Source organism: Streptomyces sp. NPDC002032, assembly GCF_042890765.1.
GTDB lineage: Bacteria > Actinomycetota > Actinomycetes > Streptomycetales > Streptomycetaceae > Streptomyces.
Genome location: NZ_JBIASM010000004.1, coordinates 197075 through 214614 on the forward strand (window position 1 = coordinate 197075; position 17540 = coordinate 214614).

The 17540-nt window shown below is 65.7% G+C and carries 16 protein-coding genes and 1 pseudogene; 6 read left to right on the top strand and 11 right to left on the bottom strand.

Going from position 1 to position 17540, the window contains the following annotated elements:
* Window positions 1-106: 106 nt before the first annotated feature.
* Both ACFYYT_RS12505 and ACFYYT_RS12510 read right to left on the bottom strand, forming a co-directional pair.
* Window positions 107-1444, bottom strand: a complete 1338-nt coding sequence (locus ACFYYT_RS12505; RefSeq protein WP_351817418.1) for a hypothetical protein — start codon at window positions 1442-1444, stop codon at window positions 107-109.
* Between the two features lie 134 nt (window positions 1445-1578).
* Window positions 1579-1731 carry a hypothetical protein gene (locus ACFYYT_RS12510; protein WP_351817421.1) on the bottom strand — a complete coding sequence of 51 codons (153 nt, stop codon included), beginning with the start codon at window positions 1729-1731 and terminating at the stop codon, window positions 1579-1581.
* A gap of 92 nt (window positions 1732-1823) precedes the next feature.
* On the opposite strand from ACFYYT_RS12510, the gene ACFYYT_RS12515 reads away from it, so the two are divergent.
* Window positions 1824-2525 (top strand): restriction endonuclease, encoded by a 702-nt coding sequence (locus ACFYYT_RS12515; protein WP_351817424.1) that lies wholly within the window; start codon window positions 1824-1826, stop codon window positions 2523-2525.
* A 91-nt stretch (window positions 2526-2616) separates the two neighbouring features.
* Here ACFYYT_RS12515 and ACFYYT_RS12520 read toward each other — a convergent pair whose 3' ends face one another.
* From ACFYYT_RS12520 to ACFYYT_RS12530, 3 genes are all read right to left on the bottom strand, one after another.
* Window positions 2617-3048 (bottom strand): carboxylesterase family protein, encoded by a 432-nt coding sequence (locus ACFYYT_RS12520; protein WP_351817427.1) that lies wholly within the window; start codon window positions 3046-3048, stop codon window positions 2617-2619.
* Between the two features lie 32 nt (window positions 3049-3080).
* Window positions 3081-3206 (bottom strand): hypothetical protein, encoded by a 126-nt coding sequence (locus tag ACFYYT_RS12525; RefSeq protein ID WP_351817430.1) that lies wholly within the window; start codon window positions 3204-3206, stop codon window positions 3081-3083.
* A gap of 72 nt (window positions 3207-3278) precedes the next feature.
* Window positions 3279-4391, bottom strand: a complete 1113-nt coding sequence (locus tag ACFYYT_RS12530; protein ID WP_351817433.1) for a C40 family peptidase — start codon at window positions 4389-4391, stop codon at window positions 3279-3281.
* Between the two features lie 552 nt (window positions 4392-4943).
* On the opposite strand from ACFYYT_RS12530, the gene ACFYYT_RS12535 reads away from it, so the two are divergent.
* On the top strand, window positions 4944-5690 hold the full coding sequence (locus ACFYYT_RS12535; protein ID WP_351817436.1) for a site-specific DNA-methyltransferase: 747 nt from the start codon (window positions 4944-4946) through the stop codon (window positions 5688-5690).
* A gap of 103 nt (window positions 5691-5793) precedes the next feature.
* Here ACFYYT_RS12535 and ACFYYT_RS12540 read toward each other — a convergent pair whose 3' ends face one another.
* The gene (locus tag ACFYYT_RS12540) at window positions 5794-6765 is read right to left on the bottom strand and encodes a transporter (RefSeq protein ID WP_351817439.1); all 972 of its coding nucleotides are present in this window, start codon (window positions 6763-6765) and stop codon (window positions 5794-5796) included.
* A 174-nt stretch (window positions 6766-6939) separates the two neighbouring features.
* On the opposite strand from ACFYYT_RS12540, the gene ACFYYT_RS12545 reads away from it, so the two are divergent.
* Window positions 6940-7131 (top strand): helix-turn-helix domain-containing protein, encoded by a 192-nt coding sequence (locus ACFYYT_RS12545; protein WP_351817442.1) that lies wholly within the window; start codon window positions 6940-6942, stop codon window positions 7129-7131.
* Between the two features lie 25 nt (window positions 7132-7156).
* On the opposite strand, the pseudogene ACFYYT_RS12550 reads toward ACFYYT_RS12545, so the two are convergent.
* The 3 genes and pseudogenes from ACFYYT_RS12550 to ACFYYT_RS12560 form a co-directional block, all read right to left on the bottom strand.
* Window positions 7157-7336, bottom strand: a pseudogene (locus tag ACFYYT_RS12550) (IS5/IS1182 family transposase); the annotation flags it as partial.
* A 239-nt stretch (window positions 7337-7575) separates the two neighbouring features.
* Window positions 7576-8685: a hypothetical protein gene (locus tag ACFYYT_RS12555; RefSeq protein WP_351817445.1), complete on the bottom strand. Its 1110-nt coding sequence runs from the start codon at window positions 8683-8685 to the stop codon at window positions 7576-7578.
* 116 nt (window positions 8686-8801) lie between these two features.
* On the bottom strand, window positions 8802-9431 hold the full coding sequence (locus tag ACFYYT_RS12560) for a hypothetical protein (protein WP_388607722.1): 630 nt from the start codon (window positions 9429-9431) through the stop codon (window positions 8802-8804).
* Between the two features lie 276 nt (window positions 9432-9707).
* Between ACFYYT_RS12560 and ACFYYT_RS12565 the strand changes: the two genes are divergently transcribed.
* Window positions 9708-10460 carry a transposase family protein gene (locus tag ACFYYT_RS12565; protein ID WP_351817451.1) on the top strand — a complete coding sequence of 251 codons (753 nt, stop codon included), beginning with the start codon at window positions 9708-9710 and terminating at the stop codon, window positions 10458-10460.
* Between the two features lie 383 nt (window positions 10461-10843).
* Here the strand turns inward: ACFYYT_RS12565 and ACFYYT_RS12570 are convergent, their stop codons facing one another.
* Complete coding sequence (locus ACFYYT_RS12570) at window positions 10844-12289, bottom strand: competence protein CoiA family protein (protein ID WP_351817454.1); 1446 nt, start codon at window positions 12287-12289, stop codon at window positions 10844-10846.
* Between the two features lie 543 nt (window positions 12290-12832).
* Here ACFYYT_RS12570 and ACFYYT_RS12575 point away from each other — a divergent pair.
* Window positions 12833-14743, top strand: a complete 1911-nt coding sequence (locus ACFYYT_RS12575; protein ID WP_351817457.1) for a hypothetical protein — start codon at window positions 12833-12835, stop codon at window positions 14741-14743.
* A 500-nt stretch (window positions 14744-15243) separates the two neighbouring features.
* Window positions 15244-15957 (top strand): hypothetical protein, encoded by a 714-nt coding sequence (locus tag ACFYYT_RS12580; protein ID WP_351817460.1) that lies wholly within the window; start codon window positions 15244-15246, stop codon window positions 15955-15957.
* Between the two features lie 83 nt (window positions 15958-16040).
* Here the strand turns inward: ACFYYT_RS12580 and ACFYYT_RS12585 are convergent, their stop codons facing one another.
* Complete coding sequence (locus ACFYYT_RS12585; protein WP_351817463.1) at window positions 16041-17318, bottom strand: protein kinase; 1278 nt, start codon at window positions 17316-17318, stop codon at window positions 16041-16043.
* Between the last annotated feature and the right edge of the window lie 222 nt (window positions 17319-17540).

Sequence of the window (17540 nt, forward strand, 5' to 3'; positions counted from 1 at the left end):
GTTGGCGACTGACAGGGGGCCCGGAGCCCCGGTGCTGGTCACAGGTTGACCGTCCGAGGCCTTCGGGGAGCTGTTCCGTTCCCCGAAGACTGGACGGTGGTTGCGGTCAGCTGAGGCGGAGGCGGCGCAGCGCCATGACGGTGCCGTCGGGGTGGAGGGAGACGGGGCCTCGCCACTTGGCATCCCAGGGGTCGGCGTCCCAGGAGTCGCGGAGGACGTGTGCCTCGTGGCGGTAGTGCTCGACCCTGCCGTCGCGGAGGTGGCCGAAGAGGTTCTCTGCGAGGCCGGAGAAGGCTTCGACACGGATGCCGTTGAGGCGGAAGACGTGGTCGGTGCCCACGAACTTCTTGCCGTGGATGGTGTGGGTGACGTCCTGGACGATGCCGGTGCCGGCGTGGGTGAAGGTCTCGAAGTGGCCCTTGCCCTGGCGCTTGGTGAGGTACTGGGCTGTGGGTTCGCCGCCTCCGGTGAAGGCCATCAAGCCGGCGGCGTCGGCTTGGGCGAGCACCCGGCCGAACCAGCCGCACTCCTCGGGGCGCACGTGGTAGCCGACCGGCGGCTCCTCGTTCGGACCGGTCGGCGCGTCGATGCCGGGGGCGATGCTCCGGTCCTCGACCGGTGGGTCGAGGTGCAGAGCCTTCGCATCGTGCAGGGTTCCGTCGCCCGGGGCGTGGAGCAGGTAGAGCGTGATGCTCTCGCTCTTCTTGGGGAGCGTGGTGCCGAACACGAAGGCCGGCGTCTCGTTGTACGGGCCGATGTGGATGCCCTCCACGTCGGCGGAGGCGGTAGCGAGCTGCTTGTGCGCCTGGGTGGCATGGCCGTGGGTGCCCTTGCACGTGACCGGGATGACCCGGGACGGCTCACCCGGCTGCCACACCTCCAGGAAGAAGGCCGGCCGGCGCGGGGCGCTGCTGCGCCCGGCCTCCTTGCCCGTCAGCGTCCAGCCGGCACGCATGGCTATCTCGGCGTCGATGACCGAGACCGAGTGGTCCGGGTACTGCGCCGCGAGTACGCGTCGGGCGAGTGCCAGCGCGAAGCCGATGCCGAGCTCGCCAGACTGGGTGGCGGCGTAGTGGCGCCTGGGGTTGCGGCCCTCTGTGGACAGCGCCATGTAGCGGCCGTCGTTGCCGGTGAGGGCCTGGCAGTACTTCAGGCTGGCCCAGTGCTCGGCGAGCCCTCGCCCCGCGCCTTGGCGGGCGAGGACGTTGGCCCGGCCGAGGGAGTGCAGGACGTCCCAGGGGGTGAGCTGGAGCGATATGCCGAGTGGCTTGATGGGTAGGGGCCGGAGTTCTGGTTTGCGGCGGAGAGGAGCCTGGCCCTTCTCCCGCTTGGCCTTGTCGTCCGCGGTCGCAGCTTTCGCCACGCTGCCCGCGAGTTCCGCTGTCGAGTGAACGGCCACGTTCCACGGCTGCGCGAGATCCCTCAGCACGTCTGCTTGCTTCAAGCTGCTTTCCCCCTACGTTCGTACGGGTGATACAGGCCAACGTCGCAAGCTACGTGGGGGAGTAGGGGCGCATGAAGGGCGTAAGCGCGCACATCACCGACGTGGGCCCCCACCGTTGGGTGGGGGCCGACCAGTCAGGCGTTGACCTGCGCCATGTCGACGTTGGCTCTGTTGTCGCTCAGGCCGGCGAGGTAGCGCTCGGCATCGAGGGCCGCGGCGCAGCCGGAGCCGGCTGCGGCCACGAGGACGTCCAAGCCGCCGTTGGATACCTTGCTGGTGGTAGACACCGGGCCGCAGCGATCGAGCTATGGCTGACGGGCGCCCTTACTGACAGGCGTAGCCGTGTCCAGACTGCTGATGGGAGACGGGGAGGTGCTGGGTGGCAGTACGCAAAAGGCGCCGATCGGCATCACAGAAGCGCCGGGAGACCCGGCTCAAGGCGGGCGCGTGGGGTGGCGTCGTCGTCCTGGCGTTGCTCCTTACCTTCTGGTCGGTGATCTGGCCTTACCTGGTGGGAGTGTTGCTCCTCGCGGTTGTTGGCGGCAGCACGTGGTGGCTGTGGAAGACGGACCGTCTCATCAGGAGTAGCGACCAGCGGTGGCGTCACGACGAAGCGGTAAGCGTCGGCCACCGAACGCTTGCCGAGGTGGACGTGATGGACGGCACGCAGTTCGAGGACTTTGTGGCCGACCTCTGCAGGCGGGACGGATGTGCGGATGTCCGCCGCGTCGGCCGCACGGGCGACGATGGAGCCGACGTGCGCGGCCGGCTGCCCGACGGTCGGACGATGGTGATCCAGTGCAAGCGGTACAACCCGAAGCGGAAGATCTCAAGCGGAGAGGTCCGCGACCTCCTCGGGTCGCAGGTCCACTTCAAGGCCGACGTCGCCCTCTTCGTCACCAACACGTACTTCAGCGGGCCCGCCGAACGCTGTGCCGTGCAGAACGGAGTCCTAGCCGTCCACCGTGATCACCTGGGTCTGTGGAACAACGGAGCGGCGCTCCCGTCGCTCACAGCGGTGAACGGAGCCGGCCAGGGCGACCGCCGACACCGCGCCCTGCGCAAGAACACGTACGAGTAGTGCCGCTCGCGTCGCTTACAGGCCTGGGCCTGGCTCGGCCCGGTTTCACCGGGTCGGGCCAGGCCGCGTAGGAGGTGGTGCGGGCGGTGGTTCAGCCGCCTGTGCTGAACTCAGTTCCGTCCCAGAGCTGTCGTTCCTTGGAGCGGGGGTCGTTGTCGATGGTGCTGGTGGCGGTGTTGTCCTTGGCGAAGGTCATGACCGGGCGGACGGAGTCGTAGGCGGGCCAGTCGGCCAGCTCGCCGGTGCGTGCGAACTCGATCCAGCGGGCGTGGATCTTCTGTGCGAGTGCGGCGGGGGGCTTGGAGCCGAGGAGCTGGTCGGCCCCGGGGGCGGCGAGGGTGTCCCAGACGAACGGGAGGTCGACGATGTGGCCGGCGCCGATCGGGAGGGTGGAGCCGATTGCGGCCGGTGTGCGCCAGCCGAGTTCGTAGACGTAGGTCGGGGTGGGGGCGTCCTGCCGGTTGTCGGCGACGCGGTAGCTGGGGATGCGGAAGAGCCGGTCGGTCATCACGGCCGCGAACACCTCGGCCGCCGCCGAGCGTGTGTAGGGCGACCCTACCCGCCGATCGCCACCGCGCCCGCCGCAACGTTCTTGAGGACGTCGAGTCCGGGAAGGCCACCCTCGCGGGGCGTGACGCCAGGGTCGTACGCGAGGAACTGGACCTTCTCAACGAACTTCATGGGGAACTCCAGTTCGAAAATGGGCATGGGGAGGCCCGAGAGTGCGATGGGGGAGAGGGGGCGAGAGATCGGTCAGACGACGCGACGGGCTGCGAGCACGTCCGGCTTCCACTCCGCGAGGGTCGAGATCTTGACCACGTCACCGGTCCGGGGCGCGTGCAGAATCAGCCCCGAGCCGATGAACATCCCGACGTGTTCGGGCACGGCGGCCGTGCCGCGCGTGAACAGCAGATCGCCGGGTTGAAGGGTGTCGACGCTCACCGCGCGGCCTTCGTTGACCTGCGTGTACGTGGTCCGCGTCAGCGAGACCCCGCCGGCCTTGAAGGACATCTGCATCAGCGAGGAGCAGTCACACCGACCCATCGGGTCCGGGCCCCGCGGCTCGGTGCAGGCGCCGCCCCACTGGTACGGGGTACCGAGCTGTCCCAGACCCCAGCGAATAGCCGTCTGCACGGCCTTCGGGGCATCCGCCGGAATCTGGTACCCGTCCGGGAGCGAGCCGGGCGGAATCGGCCCGAAGGCCGTACCGTCGGCGCACCTACCGCCAAGGGCTGTCGGGGCTGGAGTGGCGCCCGCAGGGCTGGTGTCGACACGGCCTTGGGGAAGGACGGTGCTGATGGCCTTCTGCAGGGCTGTCGCCAACGGTTCCCACTTCGCGTACGCGTCGGGGAAACCGCTCGCCTGTACTGCCTGAGCAGCCTGGGTGACGGTCATCGACTCCCACCCCGACACCTCGAGCAGTCCCTCGTAGAACTTCGTCGAGGCGTACACGGGATCGCGCACCTGCTCCGGCGTCCCCCAGCCCTGCGATGGGCGCTGCTGGAACAGCCCCAGAGAGTCCCTGTCCCCGTAGTCGAGGTTCCGGAGCCCTGACTCCTGCAGGGCGGTGGCCAGCGCGACGATCTGCCCGCGAACGGGCACCTTCATCGCCACGCCGGTCGCCTGGATCGCCTTGGCGTTCGGGATCTGCTCCTTGGGGTCGTCCAGGCCCGGCACGGACACTGAGCTGCTGCTGCCCTTGAGCACCGACTCCACCTGCCCGGCCACCGCGGCTGTATCGACACCCTGCTGGTCACCGCACGCAGCCTGTGCGTTCGAGGAGCCGATCAGAGCAACAGTGAGCGGCGCGATCAGGATCAATGGAGCGACCGCCACCGCGCCGGCTATCGCGGCAACCTTGATCATGGGTGACCGCCGGATGCTTGCTGACGCCGGAGCCTGGGCCGGGGAGTTGGATGTGCCCGGGCAAGCCGCATTCGCAGCTCCTTACTCGTAGACAGGGCAGCACCGGAGTTCTTGTCGAAGGCCACCGGTGCCGCACTGGTCGTGAATGCCCGGCCTCAGCGGGCCAAGAGGCAGTGATGACGCAGGGGAGCGGCTAACTCGCATCCACGTCGCTGGTGTTGACGCGCGGCAGCCAGCCGCGCTCGTAATCTCATTCGGCACACGAGAGGTACGTCCTTCCGAATCTCCAGCAGCTCCACGGCTTGAACTCGGCCAGACTGTAGAGACGGAATCCGGCCGCACCAAGCAGGCTGGGAATACGTGAAGGTCCGCCTTAGAAGGGAGTGCGGGCTCATTCGGCACGGCTGGGGAAGTCGGTTAACCTCCACCGCACCAAACCCACGAGAGCGCCGCCTGAGGCTCTACGGAGGGGCAATCCCCGGTGCGTACTCCCGGATTCCAAAACAGATCTGGGATCGCGACCGACCGCAAGACGAATGAAAGGCCGCGCCTGTGTCGTACACGCTGCACCGAGGAGATGCGCTCACCGTCCTCAAATCCCTGCCGGACGCAAGCGTGGACGCAGTGATCACCGATCCGCCCTACAACTCTGGCGGCCGCACCAGCTCGGATCGAACCGGGCGGACTGCCCGCGCGAAGTACACCAGCGGCGACGCCAAGCACGACCTGCAGAACTTCCCCGGTGAGAACCGCGACCAGCGCTCGTACCGCGCCTGGCTGACCGACCTGCTCACCGAGTCGTACCGGGCCTCCCGCGAACACGCGGTGGCGATGGTCTTCACCGACTGGAGGCAGGAACCGACCACCACCGATGCCCTCCAGATGGCCGGCTGGACCTGGTCCGGCACCATCCCCTGGATCAAGCCGGCCTCCCGGCCCCGCAAGGGCGGTCCGAAGCAGGACTCGGAGTTCATCGTCTGGGGCGTCAAGGGAAGCCTCGACAACACCCGCGATCTCTACCTGCCCGGCCACTACATCGCGTCCCAGCCCCGCAAGGACCGTGTACACATCACTCAGAAGCCGGTCGAGGTCATGCAGCAGCTCGTCCAGGTCTGCCCACCGGGAGGCACCGTCCTCGACCCCTTCACCGGCTCAGGCTCCACTGGCGTTGCCGCGTTGAAGGAAGGCCGCCACTTCATCGGCGTCGAGCTCTCCGACCACTACGCCGGCCTCGCCGAACAGCGCCTCCGTACGGCCCTCGACCAAGAGGCCTTCGAGCTGGCAGGGCCGGAGCTCTGAGATGACAGGCTCGGGCTGAACATGCAGAGACAGGCTGACTGACGAAGGGCGGTCGCCGTACCGGAACCCCGGATACGGCGACCGCCCTTCTTGCATCGAGCCCTCACCCGGCCGCGACGCTCCGCTGTATGAGAGCGCCCGCTCGTTCCAGGTCATCCCGGGATCTGATCCGCACCTCGATCCCACCCCGGAGCCCCAGGCAGCCCACTCCGCTTACGTCCCGAGTGAACCCGCCCTCCAACTCGATCTCGTCCGGTGCCACACGCAGGTTGACCACGAGCGCTCGATTTCTGGGCTGCACCCGGACGGTCGCCACGCTCTTGATCCGGCGGTACGAGAAGTAGTGGAGCTGCGCTTCCCTCCGTACGTCGCCATGGGCGAGCAGCACGGCGTCCAGGTCTGCGAACAGGGACTTCAGCCCTGACGGAGACTCGGCCAGAAACTGCTCCACCGACTTCACGGTCGTACGTACGCCGTTCGAGGCGGAGGCGGCGAAAGAAGGCCGCCGCTGGGCAAGGGCTGCTGTCCCGGCTACGGAGGCGACCAGCCGGAGAGTCAGTACGTCCTCGAATGCGCGGTAGGCGACGAGATCGATCCGTCGGCCGATGACCTCCAGCGCGACGGCGCTGTGAGGCGTGAAGTGCCCTGCGATGCAGACGACCCGGGGGTTGCTCCAGTCGACTGCCCCGGCGGCCTCGTAGCCGAGCCGGTCTGCGACGAGGCGCTCGAACTCGTGGTGGTTGTCCTCCAGCCACGCCAGGTACGACAGGGCCTGCGGGAGCAGCTCCTTGTCCCGGGTCCGCTTGTACTCGATGATCACGGGCGTCCCGTTCTCGTCCAGGCCAAGGGAGTCGATGCGGCCTCGGTGACGGCCGGTGGGGTACTCGCTGGCCAGGAACCGGATTCCCAGCATCGCCTCCATGTTGGCTTCGATCAGAGTCTGCAGCTGCCTTTCCAGGGCAACGGCCGACCCCTGTATCTCAGTAGCCGTCCCGTCGTGAACACGAAAGGCTCTCAGATCACTCACCGGCATGCCCCTGTTCTCCTGATTCAGATCCAGGGAACCGAGAATCACCCGGCAGCCACAGTTATTCCCAAAACTCGCCTGCAACCTGCGGAAGTCGCGAGGCAGCCGGATCATAGCGCCGAGTCACGGCAGGGCCAAGCCTGTTCCGTCGTGAGAGTCATGGAGCAAGACCAGTGCCGGGATGGATTCGCCTTCCGGTTGCCAAGCTCCAGGGGAGTTCCGATGGTGCCGCAGTTCATGGATGTGAGAGAGACCGCTCAGTACCTGAACATGTCGGTGCAGTGGGTGTATAGGGAAGCACCTCGGGCGGGGCTCGCCGTCTACCGGTTCGGTGCCGGTCGGAACGCCAAGATTCAGTTCAAGGTGTCCGAGGTCCTTGCCTGGGTCAAACAGCAAAAGGTGGACGTGGCATAGAGGGGACAGTGAGCCCTTTCCAACCTCACGCGGAGGCGTGTTGAAGGATGAGGACGGCTTGGCCGATCGCGGTGATGCGGTTGGTGCTGCAACGGAGCTTTCGTAGGAGGCGCCAGCCCTTCAGGGTGGCCATGGCCTGCTCGCCGAGGCAGCGGATCTTGGCGTGTGTGCTGTTGTGCCGGCGCTGCCAACGGCCTCTTGCAGGACAGCCGTAGACGGTGGTTGATCGGTGTCGTAGCCGTCAGCGTTGCCGTCAAAGACACCAGGAGCGGGAAGCCGGAGACGGCCGCACAGATCGAGCCGACCAACCCTGCGCCGGCCACGCTTGCCAGGTCCGCCTGAACAAGCCGCGCAAGCCAAGCACCCCGCGACCAGTGCCGCAGGGCTGTTCTATGTGCAGACGGTCGAGTCCCGTGCCCGCCGAACCAACTCCGCGCTCACTGCTCAGGCAGTAGCCCACTCCTCTATGACCGATGCGGTTTCCTCGATACAGCTGTCAACGGCCTCGACGAACGATGCAGCGTCGTGCGACGGAAAATAGATCGGCACGAGTCCAAAGAGTGGCTGAGTTGCATCCACCCTCGCCAGGTCGACGCGAGAGTCTAGGTTGTAGTGCATCAGGGTGTTGCGGAACGGCTTTGCTGAGCGATCCATAATCAGGCTTGCCGACCACGTGCCCGTGATCTTCTCGATAAGCCTCGTGGATTGCGTGGTGAGGTCACCGGGGTGTTCGTCATGAAGCATCTGCAAGCTGCCAAGAACCTGGTACAGGGTCAGAAAGCGCATCTTGAATACGGTGTACTCGACCTCATTCGCATCTGAGCCCATCCCGACCATCGAGTCGACGAAATTCATCAAACCCCGGAACACCATCAGTAGCCGGTTGATGTCTGGCGTACCCTTGCCATTAAATACCTGACCGTAGTACTTAGTCGATCGAACGTCGTTGTCCCGCTGATCAAAGCGCATCGGATCGAGATGGCTCACAAAAGTCTTCGCGCCTGAATCGGTCCTCGCGCCCAGCCCGCGGAAGTAACGGCCGTACTCTTCGTAGACGGATTGCAGATTCGGACCCGACCCCTTCTCCAGTAGTGCGACAGGATCAAATCCCAGATGGAACGTGGCGGCATGCGTTGTCGAGACAATCCTTCCGTCGTAGCTATAGAGACCCAAGTCTGTCTCTAGAAAGCGGGCGGCCTTAAGCCACGTGTTGTTCAGGAACCTATCCGCGTGTGCAGGCGAGATCTCGTCACGGAAGTACGCAAGCTGCCCTTCAACGCCGCGCCGGTTGTCCTCGAAAAGCTTCAAACTGTGGCGTGAACGCGCCACGATTGCTTCGGCGTCAGCCGACAACAAGGCGGGCAATGCGGGATCAATGCGCTTGAGCTTTCTATACGACTCATGTACAAACAGTGACAGGTACGGCGCAAAGCAGAACATGATGGTACCGCTGTGTCCGGAGGCTCTCGATGCACCCAAATCGCGACTGAACCGGCCGACATATGCAGCATCACTTCTTATGCCGAGCGCCACCACATCATCTTGAACTGGCATTATTCCCTCTTCTTTCGATCATCGTTCCGTGCGTAGTTTTCGGAAGCCTTGATCAGAAAGTTGAGCTGCTCGACTACCTTGTCGATGTTGGCCATCGTCTAGTCCCCTTGTCTGCGCTATGCCGAGTACTTCAGCATGAAGTCCCGCACGCCATCAATGAACATACGTACCTGGTGTTCGTCGTAGCTTTGGTAGTTACCGTGAGCCGCCTTGTTGCGCAGGTCCATCCAGGCCGTAATCTGCTTTTGCCGTAGTCTGTCATAGGCGTCAGCCTTCTTCAGGTCGGCGTTCATGACGTCGGCCTTCTTCGGTGCACCGCTGGCCAGTTCGGTGTCTACGCCATATTTAACACAGAGTGTTCGCACATGAACTTCCAATGACGTACCTGTGATGACAGCTGCGGCGTCCTTGTACCCCGATTGCAACAACGTCTCTGCCATATCCAGGTAATCGCTATGGGTGTCGGCGTGCACCATCTCAACAACTGTCTCCACCCATCCGGATGCCAGATCGTGATGGAGGCCAAGAGCAATGCTAAAGACCTCGCGAATCTTCAGCGAGGTTCGCTTTTGTTCCCGATAGACATCTAGCTGCCTTACGTAGCTACTACCAGGAGGTGCCAAGCGATCGATAGCGGCTTCGAGACGGCTCACAAGGAGCTTGGCTCGATCAGAGGCCAGTACTCCTTCGGTACGGGTGCTGATCATTTCTCGGTACTCAGCAATCAGCTCATCAAGCTGAGCCATCATCCTCGCTAATTCCATCAACTCGCAGCCTCCGTGTGGTAGTTGATCATCGAAGAACGGATCAGGATATGACCCGGCAGCGCCCTCGCGCCAGTGGATTGCCGAGGTCCACCGAACCGGCGCGGCCTGCTAGGCCGTGTATCGAAAGTGGATCTTGGGCAGTGAGTCTTTCCAACCTGACGGGTGGTTGGGCTGGCAGCCCCGGCGGCGGGCATGAAGAAAGCTCCTGGTAGACGGGTTCACGACCAAGATCACCAGTCCGCCAGGAGCTTTTGCGTGCTTGTCTACCCGTCCGGCATCGATCTGTCCAGCCGCACTCTGCGGCATCTTTCCGGTCTTCTCGCAGGTCACCGTCGTCGGATCGGTTCGCGCTGGCGTCGCCTGACCTGCGGTCGGCAGGCCCTGCTCGTCCTGGCCCACCTACGCTGCGGCGACACCGACGCCGGCCTTGCCGCGGGCTTCCGCATCGGGATCGCCACGGCCTACCGCTACATACGCGAGGCCGTCGACCTACTGGCCGCCCTCGCGCCCACGCTGCAACAGGCCATGACGACCGTCCGGAAGAAGGCGTACGTGATCCGCGACGGCACCGTGCTACCCATCGACCGTATCGCCGCCGACCAGCCGTACTACTCCGGGAAGAAGAAGCGCCACGAGATGAACGTGCAAGTCCTCGCCGATCCCGCCGGGCGCCTGATCTGGGCCTCGGACGCACTGCCGCGAGCCACACACGACCTGACCGCGGCCCGGAACCACGGCATACCCGCCGCCCTCGCCGCAGACGACATCAAGTGCTGGGCCGACAAGGCGTACCAGGGCGCCGGCCCTGCGATCCGTGTCCCGATCCGTGGCAAGCACCTCCGCGGCGGGCGCCGACACCACAACCGCGATCACGCCAAGATTCGCAGCCACGGCGAACGCGCCATGGCCATACTCAAGTCCTGGCGGCTCCTGCGGAAGCTCCGCTGCAGCACCACCCGGATCGCAGCCGCCGTCCGTGCCGTCGTCGCCCTCGAACTCGCCACCTGATCAAGATGGAAAAGGCTCAGTGCTGGATTGAGCAGCCGCGCCCGGACTCCGCCGAGCTACATGATGTGCTCGTGGAGGGACTGCCTCCAGGCATCGGCCGCATCGGCGAGCCATACGGCATATCCGGCTCCTACGTGACCGGCTGGCTCCACTGGGCTGACTGCGCCCACCCCGTACAGCTCGCCGCCGACCTCGCCCCCGACCGACGAGCCGAAGCCGTCATCAGCCTCTCCCATCGCGCGAAGGAGAAGTATCGGATCGTGCGCGCCGCAGTGCCGCTGAGCTCCAGGGCTTTGCCCTCCTCATGGTCGCAGCCCTGGCCGCGCTCTGGGGAGACCGAACGTCGACCTCCCCGGCGCCTCGCCGGCCGCGGGGCGGCCGGCTCACCCGAAGAAGAGCTGCTCGTGTTCCGGCAGATCAAGGACCACGACCTCCTTACACTTCACGTCTGCCAGCAGCTTGGCTTCGGCCTTGTTCCGGACGAACACCGTAAGCTGGCCGACCCCGTTCGACGGCACGAGCACGCCAGGGCATGGTCGGGCCACCCCGTACACGTACCCGTCCACCCTGACTAGGGGAGCGCCGTGGCCATAGCGGAGATCCGTGTAGAGCTCATCTGGGATCCGTAGCTGCACCTTGTGCGCCTGGCGGGCCCAGGCAGCGACCGCCTCGAATAACTCCCGCACCTGAGCGCCGGAGAGCAACGACCACCACGCCCTGCTGGCCTCCTCCGCGCGCAAGACGCGCTCCGCTTCCTCGGCTTCCTCGCGCAGCCGCCGCTCCTCTGCCTCAGCCAGCTCCCGGTTTCGCCGAGCCACCTGCTCCGCCCGTTCTTCCAGCCACCGGGCGTGCCGTGCATCCGCCAACTCCCGCGCCTTGCGGTTAGTCTCCTCCAGCTTCTCCAGGCGACGCGCCTCCTCCCGTGCGGCTTCCTCCAAGCGGACCTGCTCGGCTTCCGCTTCCGCCGCCAGCCGCGCCTCTTCCGCGACCCGCTTCCTCTCCTCCTGGCGCTGGCGCATCACGTCGTGCTCGGCCTGTAAGCGGGCCGACTTTGCCGACGTCCACCACATCCCACGTCGCAGCACCCACAGCCGCCCACCCACCCGCCGCTTCACCCGGTGATACCGGCGCAGACTTACCACCGGCTCGACCTGACCCTCCAGAGCCCACCGAACGAATACCGGCAGCGGCGTCGTCCGCACACCCCACGCACCGAAACTCCAGTCGAACGCGGCGACACCATCATCCACTGTCCACGCCCCGCCAGCCTCCGGAGGCTGGGCCCGCACTGCGGGCACCTCGTCGATCCACTTTGGGGACTTCTCGTGCGGCGACACCCAGCACACTCGGATCCCCGCCTCCGAGTACCGGTCTGTGCGCGCCTGGATGTCAGGAACGGTGATCGGCGACAACTGCGCCTCCCACGCCATCCGCTGGCCGCCGTCCGGGGAGGTGGCCATCACGTCGGCCCGCCAGGACTTGTCCGGCGCGCTCACTTCCAGCTCGGCGTGCCAGCCCGCATCGCGGATCGACCCGAGCAGCACCAGCTTCGTCATGTGATGCTCGAAGCTCTCGTTCTCCAGTGGGCAGTCGTCTGGCCGCTTCCCGTGATGCGCGAAGAACCGGGTCCCGCCCCGCAGCACCGCACTCATCGCGCCCTCACAGTCCGGACAGGACAGTGGTGCTCGGGGCCGTACCCGGTGGACGTCCTCCCAGACGATCCCGCACCCCAGATCCGGCAGCCCCGCATACAGCCGCCCCAAGACGGCATGCACAGCCGTGTACGGCACGAGCCCCTCCCCTCCCGCACAAACAGACCACCCAGGCATAGCAGCCCCCTCCGACAACGGCCTCGCCCAGACCGTGCTGATCTCGCCCGACAGGGCGCCAGCCGCCTGGGCCGAGCGGGAGTAGGCAGGGAACTCGACAAGTCCTACGACAGCAGGTCGGAGGCGAAGTCAAGGCTGGCCAGCCCGCCATCGAGCAGCGGGCCGGATAGGCCGCAGCACGGAGCAGGGCCCGGCACCACCCCACTCCTTCGGGAGGCGCCACACGGCAGGTCAGTCGGGCCCGCGCCTCCACCGATCCTCGTGAGTTGCTCCGCAGGGCAGCGGGCGGGCGGTGCCACTGCATCGAGCGGCTGCGTCCTGGTAGGAACGGTGGGATGCTGCAGCGCTGCGCCAAAGCTGACACGGCACAGAGGCAAGGGGTGGCGCCGTGGGACGGCCGAGTTGTGCGGAGGGCGGGGTAGTCGGCCGTCTGGATGGCATGATCTGGATGAACGAGAGTGACCCCGAAAAGGGGCGGCGGGGTGGGGAGTGTGCGTGGACAGGGCTGAGGCCGCCCAGGCTGGGGGAGGCGCTCGCGTTGGCATGGTGCCGTACGAGGCGAGGGGGCAGCGCAAGGACTACGCCTGCGCGACGACGCTGCCCTTCCATTCCCACGAGGAGGGCATGGCCGACGTCTTCTACGCGACTCATAAGGCGACTGGCACGCCCGTTGTCCTCAAGCAGCTGCACGGCAAGTACCCACCCGAGCGCAAGACGGCTCGGATGGCGCGCGAGATCATGGTCGGCCGTTTCCTCAGTGGTCACCCGAATTCGATGCCGGTCTGGGACGCCGGGGCGGACAACAGATGGTTCGTTATGCCGGTTGCGCAGGCGATCGCCACCGAATGCCCCGACGAACTCAAAGACCCGGCCACTCTGCGGGATCTGGTGGAGAGCTTGTGCTCCGTCCTGTCCGCCGCCCACGACGCGCACAAAGAGAATGCAGCACACGGGTGGGTTCACCGGGACGTCAAACCGTCCAACGTGCTCCGGCTCGATGGGCGATGGGTGCTGGCCGACTGGGGCATCGCACGTCGCCCCGCCGGTCAGACCACCTCGTCACGTACCCGCGTGGGGGCGAGCATGGGCTCTGAGGGCTTCGCCGCTCCCGAGCTGAGTAGTGACGCTCATAGCGCGGGGCCGTCCGCTGACATTTACAGCCTGGGGCAGCTGATCGGCTGGGCGGTCACCGGCAGGACCCCGCAGCAGAACATTCCCCTGATTCCGGACTCCGGCCCGTGGCGCGCGGTTGTTCGGGCGGCGACGCTCGCGGACACCGGGCGGCGGCTGGCGACGGTACGGGGATTTCTCGAACTGGTCGCCCGGGAGATCGACCCACCCTCGGTGCCACCCGTGGTCCAGGGCGAGACACTCCGAGACTCCCTGGATGCTGGAGCACCAAATGCGCCAGAGGAATTGGTGGCTCTGGCCGCCGCTCACCTTGACGACGTCGCCCTGTACTGCGACGTGCTCCTCAAAATCGACCCGGAGCTGCTCGTGCGGGGGCTCATGGCAGACCCCCCGCGAGCACTGGAGATCGTCCGGGCGATGCCCGACCTCCTGGGCGCACACCGGCCAACGGAGCGCGGCGAAGTAGACGCCGTCATCCTGTGGCTGTTCACCATCGCACGCCACGCTGCCGACGCCGGCCAACTGCACCTGCTGGAGGAAAGCTGCAACGGTGCGTTCGCCTGGGACGCCCTCTGGGACCAATGGGCCCCTCAGGACAAGATCAGGCCCTGGCTGCGCACCCTGACAGGCGACGCCGCTGGATCGGTCGCGGGAGCGCTGCGCGACCACCCCGACTGCGCACTTCACTTTTCCTCCCTGGCTAAGGAACCCCGCGTCGACCACCGGATCCGCCTTGCTGTTTCTGCCACGGCAGATCAGATGGAACGAGGCATCGCCGCCACAACCACCCCCTCGTCCAGGGAGGCTGAAGACAGTCAGCCGCCGGAGGGTCGCACATCAGCGCCTGACGGGGCCGATGCGGGAACGGCGGGCGTACTGCTGAAGCTCCTGCCGCCTGGCGGCGACTGGTACAAGGTGCTCCGTAAGGCCGAGACGATGTTCCGCGTTCCCTTGTCCGTCAGCCACCCGGTGTGCGATGCGCTGGAGGCGTTGGAGGATGACCCGGTCGGCTACGCCGACCCGGCTCTGCAGTCCGCGTACGACGAGCTACTAGGCGGGTTGCAGACCCTTTGTTGGGAGCTGAACGGCATGACGGACATATCCGATGGAGGGCCCCAAGCGCTGGAGATCTCACACCCTGGTACGGAAGACGAACGCAATGAGCTGAACAGGCGAGCGTGCGCCGCCCGTGACCAATTCCTGCCCGCCTATAAGACCATGGTCAATCTCTTGAACGCCCGGGGCCTGGTTGCCCGCACTGGAATGATAGTGCCCGTAGAAGTCACGCCGACGGTGAGGTTTGTACGTGCCGTGGAGAACTGACGACGCAGACCAAGGCGATATGGAAGGGAACATGTGAGTCCTATTTCCAGCCTAATAGGACATGTGCGATGGCGACCTGGACACGTACGCGGCAGACCGCGCCTGCGATGTGGACTCCATCGATGTCGATTGTGGACGTTCGCGATATTCCCCGGTTCGAAGTTCACGATCTTCCCCAGGGGGATACCGGAGGCGGCTCCGTCGTCATCAGGTTTGTGTCGGAGTGGCGGCACATTCCGATGGAGGCCCGTCGAACGGTTGTGCTCTAGGCCGGGAGGGCCGTCGAGCGCGAGTACAGGTCGTCGCGGAGAGACGGCCTAGTTGGCAGGTTGGCATTACATGGGGCCCGTCCGGACGGCCGCGAGTGCGCACGACACAGCCGTCGCGTACGTGTGACCGCCTCTGCTCGGCTACATCGCCCAGAACTACACCGCACTGCGCCACGGCAGCCGGTTTTGTGTCCTTTCCCGTTCCGGACTGCCTGCGGCACGATGACGCCCATGGAATCCCACGTCATACGAGGCACAAAGACTCCGTATTCCAACCGGATCTTCGACTCCAAGACCGAAGCGCGGTGGGCGGTGTTCTTCGATGTCCTCGGAGTCAGCTGGAAACCGCAACCTAGAGTCCAGCTGAAGGACTGCAAGGGAGGCTTGGCACCAAACGGACAGCGCAGCGTCTTCGTGGCAGACAGCTACCGCCCTGATTTCTACCTGCCCGACCTCGGCACATGGGTGGAAGTCAAGGCCACTGATGCCCAGCTGTTCGAAAGGAACGATGACCACCACCGGCGAAGCTACCCGTACCGTACGGCTTGGGATACGGGCAAGCCCATGCTGCTCCTCGGGGACATGATGTCCCCCTCCATGAGAGTGCCGGATCCTGGAACCGACTGGATGTGGATGGAGATCAGTCCACACCGCTGGACGGCCAAGGGCGGGATCGGGCCGGTGGAGCCGTTTACGTGGTGCCCGGAGCGGGAGAAGGAGAACGGCGTTCAGGCCCGCCGCGTCACCTTCCACCGTTACCCGGTCGACGGGCAGCTGACCGGGCACTATGCGCCGGCGATCTCGTCCGCCTGGACGGAGTGGATCACTCAGGATGTCGACAGCGACAACGCCCCGGTGATCAACGCCTACAGGATCGCGCTTGACTCATTCCAGGGCTCGCTTGACGCCGCTCCGGGGGTGAAGCCCGGCCGGTGCCAGGCATAGAGGAGCCACGGGCCAGGTCCGGTGCCGGAGCGACTCTGCCTTCGGCAGCCGCAAGGCCCAGGGCCGGGACCAGCGGCTCCGCCTTAAACGAGGCGGTGGAACACCTGCTCCTCAAGTGCCTGCAGCGCTTGTGAAGCGGAGGGAAGTCTTGCGCGGCCCCAGCCCGTCTCGGGCCAGCTGTGCTCCAGGTGCCAGTCATCTGCTTCCGCGCGCTGGATCTCGGCAACGAACGCGACCTCGCGGCCATAGAACACGGATCCCATCACGACTCTGCGAGCGCCGTCGGGGTATTTGATGGAGAACGTCAGGGCGCCATCGGGTTCGAAGCCGTGGTCCGAGCTGGGTGGCCATCCGTACGTTCCAAGCCAGCGCGGATGGCCTCCGTCCTGACGGCCGTGCTCTTGATGCTCGAAGGCATGGTCGAAGTGGCGGCCGATCCTGTGCATAGTCCGCCGCATGATGCGGCGGACTGCCTCCTCGTCGCGGACATGGTCGTCCTGCGGTCCCCAGCCGGTGCGAAACCCGATGTTCCTGACCACGGGCCGCTTGGTGGAGTCGAGCCACAGTCGCAGCTCTTCCTCCAGGGCATCGATCCTCAGACGCTCGTAGGGGTCGTTTCGTGTGGCGGCTTCGAGTACATGTTCCAAGGCCTCCAGGGCGCCGTGATCTCCCGTCCAGCCCTTGTTGAGGTCATAGTCCATGGCCCCGGCTCGGAAGGTCCCCGGTAGGGGCAGCTCCCCGAGAGGGTGGATGAACGCCGAGAGGGTCTGCGCCAGGGAGTAGACGTCGGCCATACTGCCCGTCTCTCGGCTGGTCTTGCTGCGCATCTCGGGGGCCATGAACCATAGAGGCCCTAACCTCTCGCCCTCGACGGTTACGCTCGTTTTGCCGAAGTAGGCGATGCCAAAGTCCGCGAGCACGGGCCGGCCGTCATGCCAGAAGAGGTTGTCGGGCTTAATGTCCCGGTGGTAGAAGTCCCTCCCGGCGAGCTCGCCCAGGGTCTGTGCCAGCGCATGGATGTAGCCGACGATCTCCTGCAGCGTGGTCGCCTCGACGAAGCCCGAGTGCAGCAGGCGGGCCTGCGGCATCACGTACCAGGCAGGTTCGTGTCCGGCGTCGATGTCGAGTACCGGAAGGACTCCGGCGATCCCTTCGTTCGTGAGCCTGCGCATCATGATGGCTTCGTCGTGGAAGCGCGCGCCGCGGGGTTTGTCGGGTGCTGTCGACCGGTGCTTTAGGACTGCTTCTTCGCCGGTCGCTGGCCGCTTGACGCGCCGGACGAAATGCTTACGTGGGTTCTTGATCAAGGGGCCGAGGTCGACCCAACCTGGAACGCCATCAGCGTAGTTGCCTTTTGCCACCGGCTCAGCCTACGGATCTGCCGGGAGACGCGCTCGTGATATTCGTCGATCGTCGACACCGTTCCAGGAAGCAGACGAAGGGCTCCGGTGCTGTACGGCGAGCAGGGCAGCAGTTGGAGAAACGTGCCCTCGGGACGGCGGGAGGCTCGGGACGGCGGGAGGCTCGGGAGAGTACGACCAGGACCAGGACGCCACTGCCAGTCCTACGCGGCCGCCGCCGAT

Coding starts and splice junctions, on each gene's coding strand:
- ACFYYT_RS12525 (WP_351817430.1), bottom strand. CDS start 3,206: ATGAAGTTCGTTGAGAAGGTCCAGTTCCTCGCGTACGACCCTGGCGTC.
- ACFYYT_RS12530 (WP_351817433.1), bottom strand. CDS start 4,391: ATGATCAAGGTTGCCGCGATAGCCGGCGCGGTGGCGGTCGCTCCATTG.
- ACFYYT_RS12545 (WP_351817442.1), top strand. CDS start 6,940: ATGGTGCCGCAGTTCATGGATGTGAGAGAGACCGCTCAGTACCTGAAC.
- ACFYYT_RS12555 (WP_351817445.1), bottom strand. CDS start 8,685: ATGCCAGTTCAAGATGATGTGGTGGCGCTCGGCATAAGAAGTGATGCT.
- ACFYYT_RS12560 (WP_388607722.1), bottom strand. CDS start 9,431: ATGGCTCAGCTTGATGAGCTGATTGCTGAGTACCGAGAAATGATCAGC.
- ACFYYT_RS12570 (WP_351817454.1), bottom strand. CDS start 12,289: ATGCCTGGGTGGTCTGTTTGTGCGGGAGGGGAGGGGCTCGTGCCGTAC.
- ACFYYT_RS12575 (WP_351817457.1), top strand. CDS start 12,833: ATGGTGCCGTACGAGGCGAGGGGGCAGCGCAAGGACTACGCCTGCGCG.
- ACFYYT_RS12580 (WP_351817460.1), top strand. CDS start 15,244: ATGGAATCCCACGTCATACGAGGCACAAAGACTCCGTATTCCAACCGG.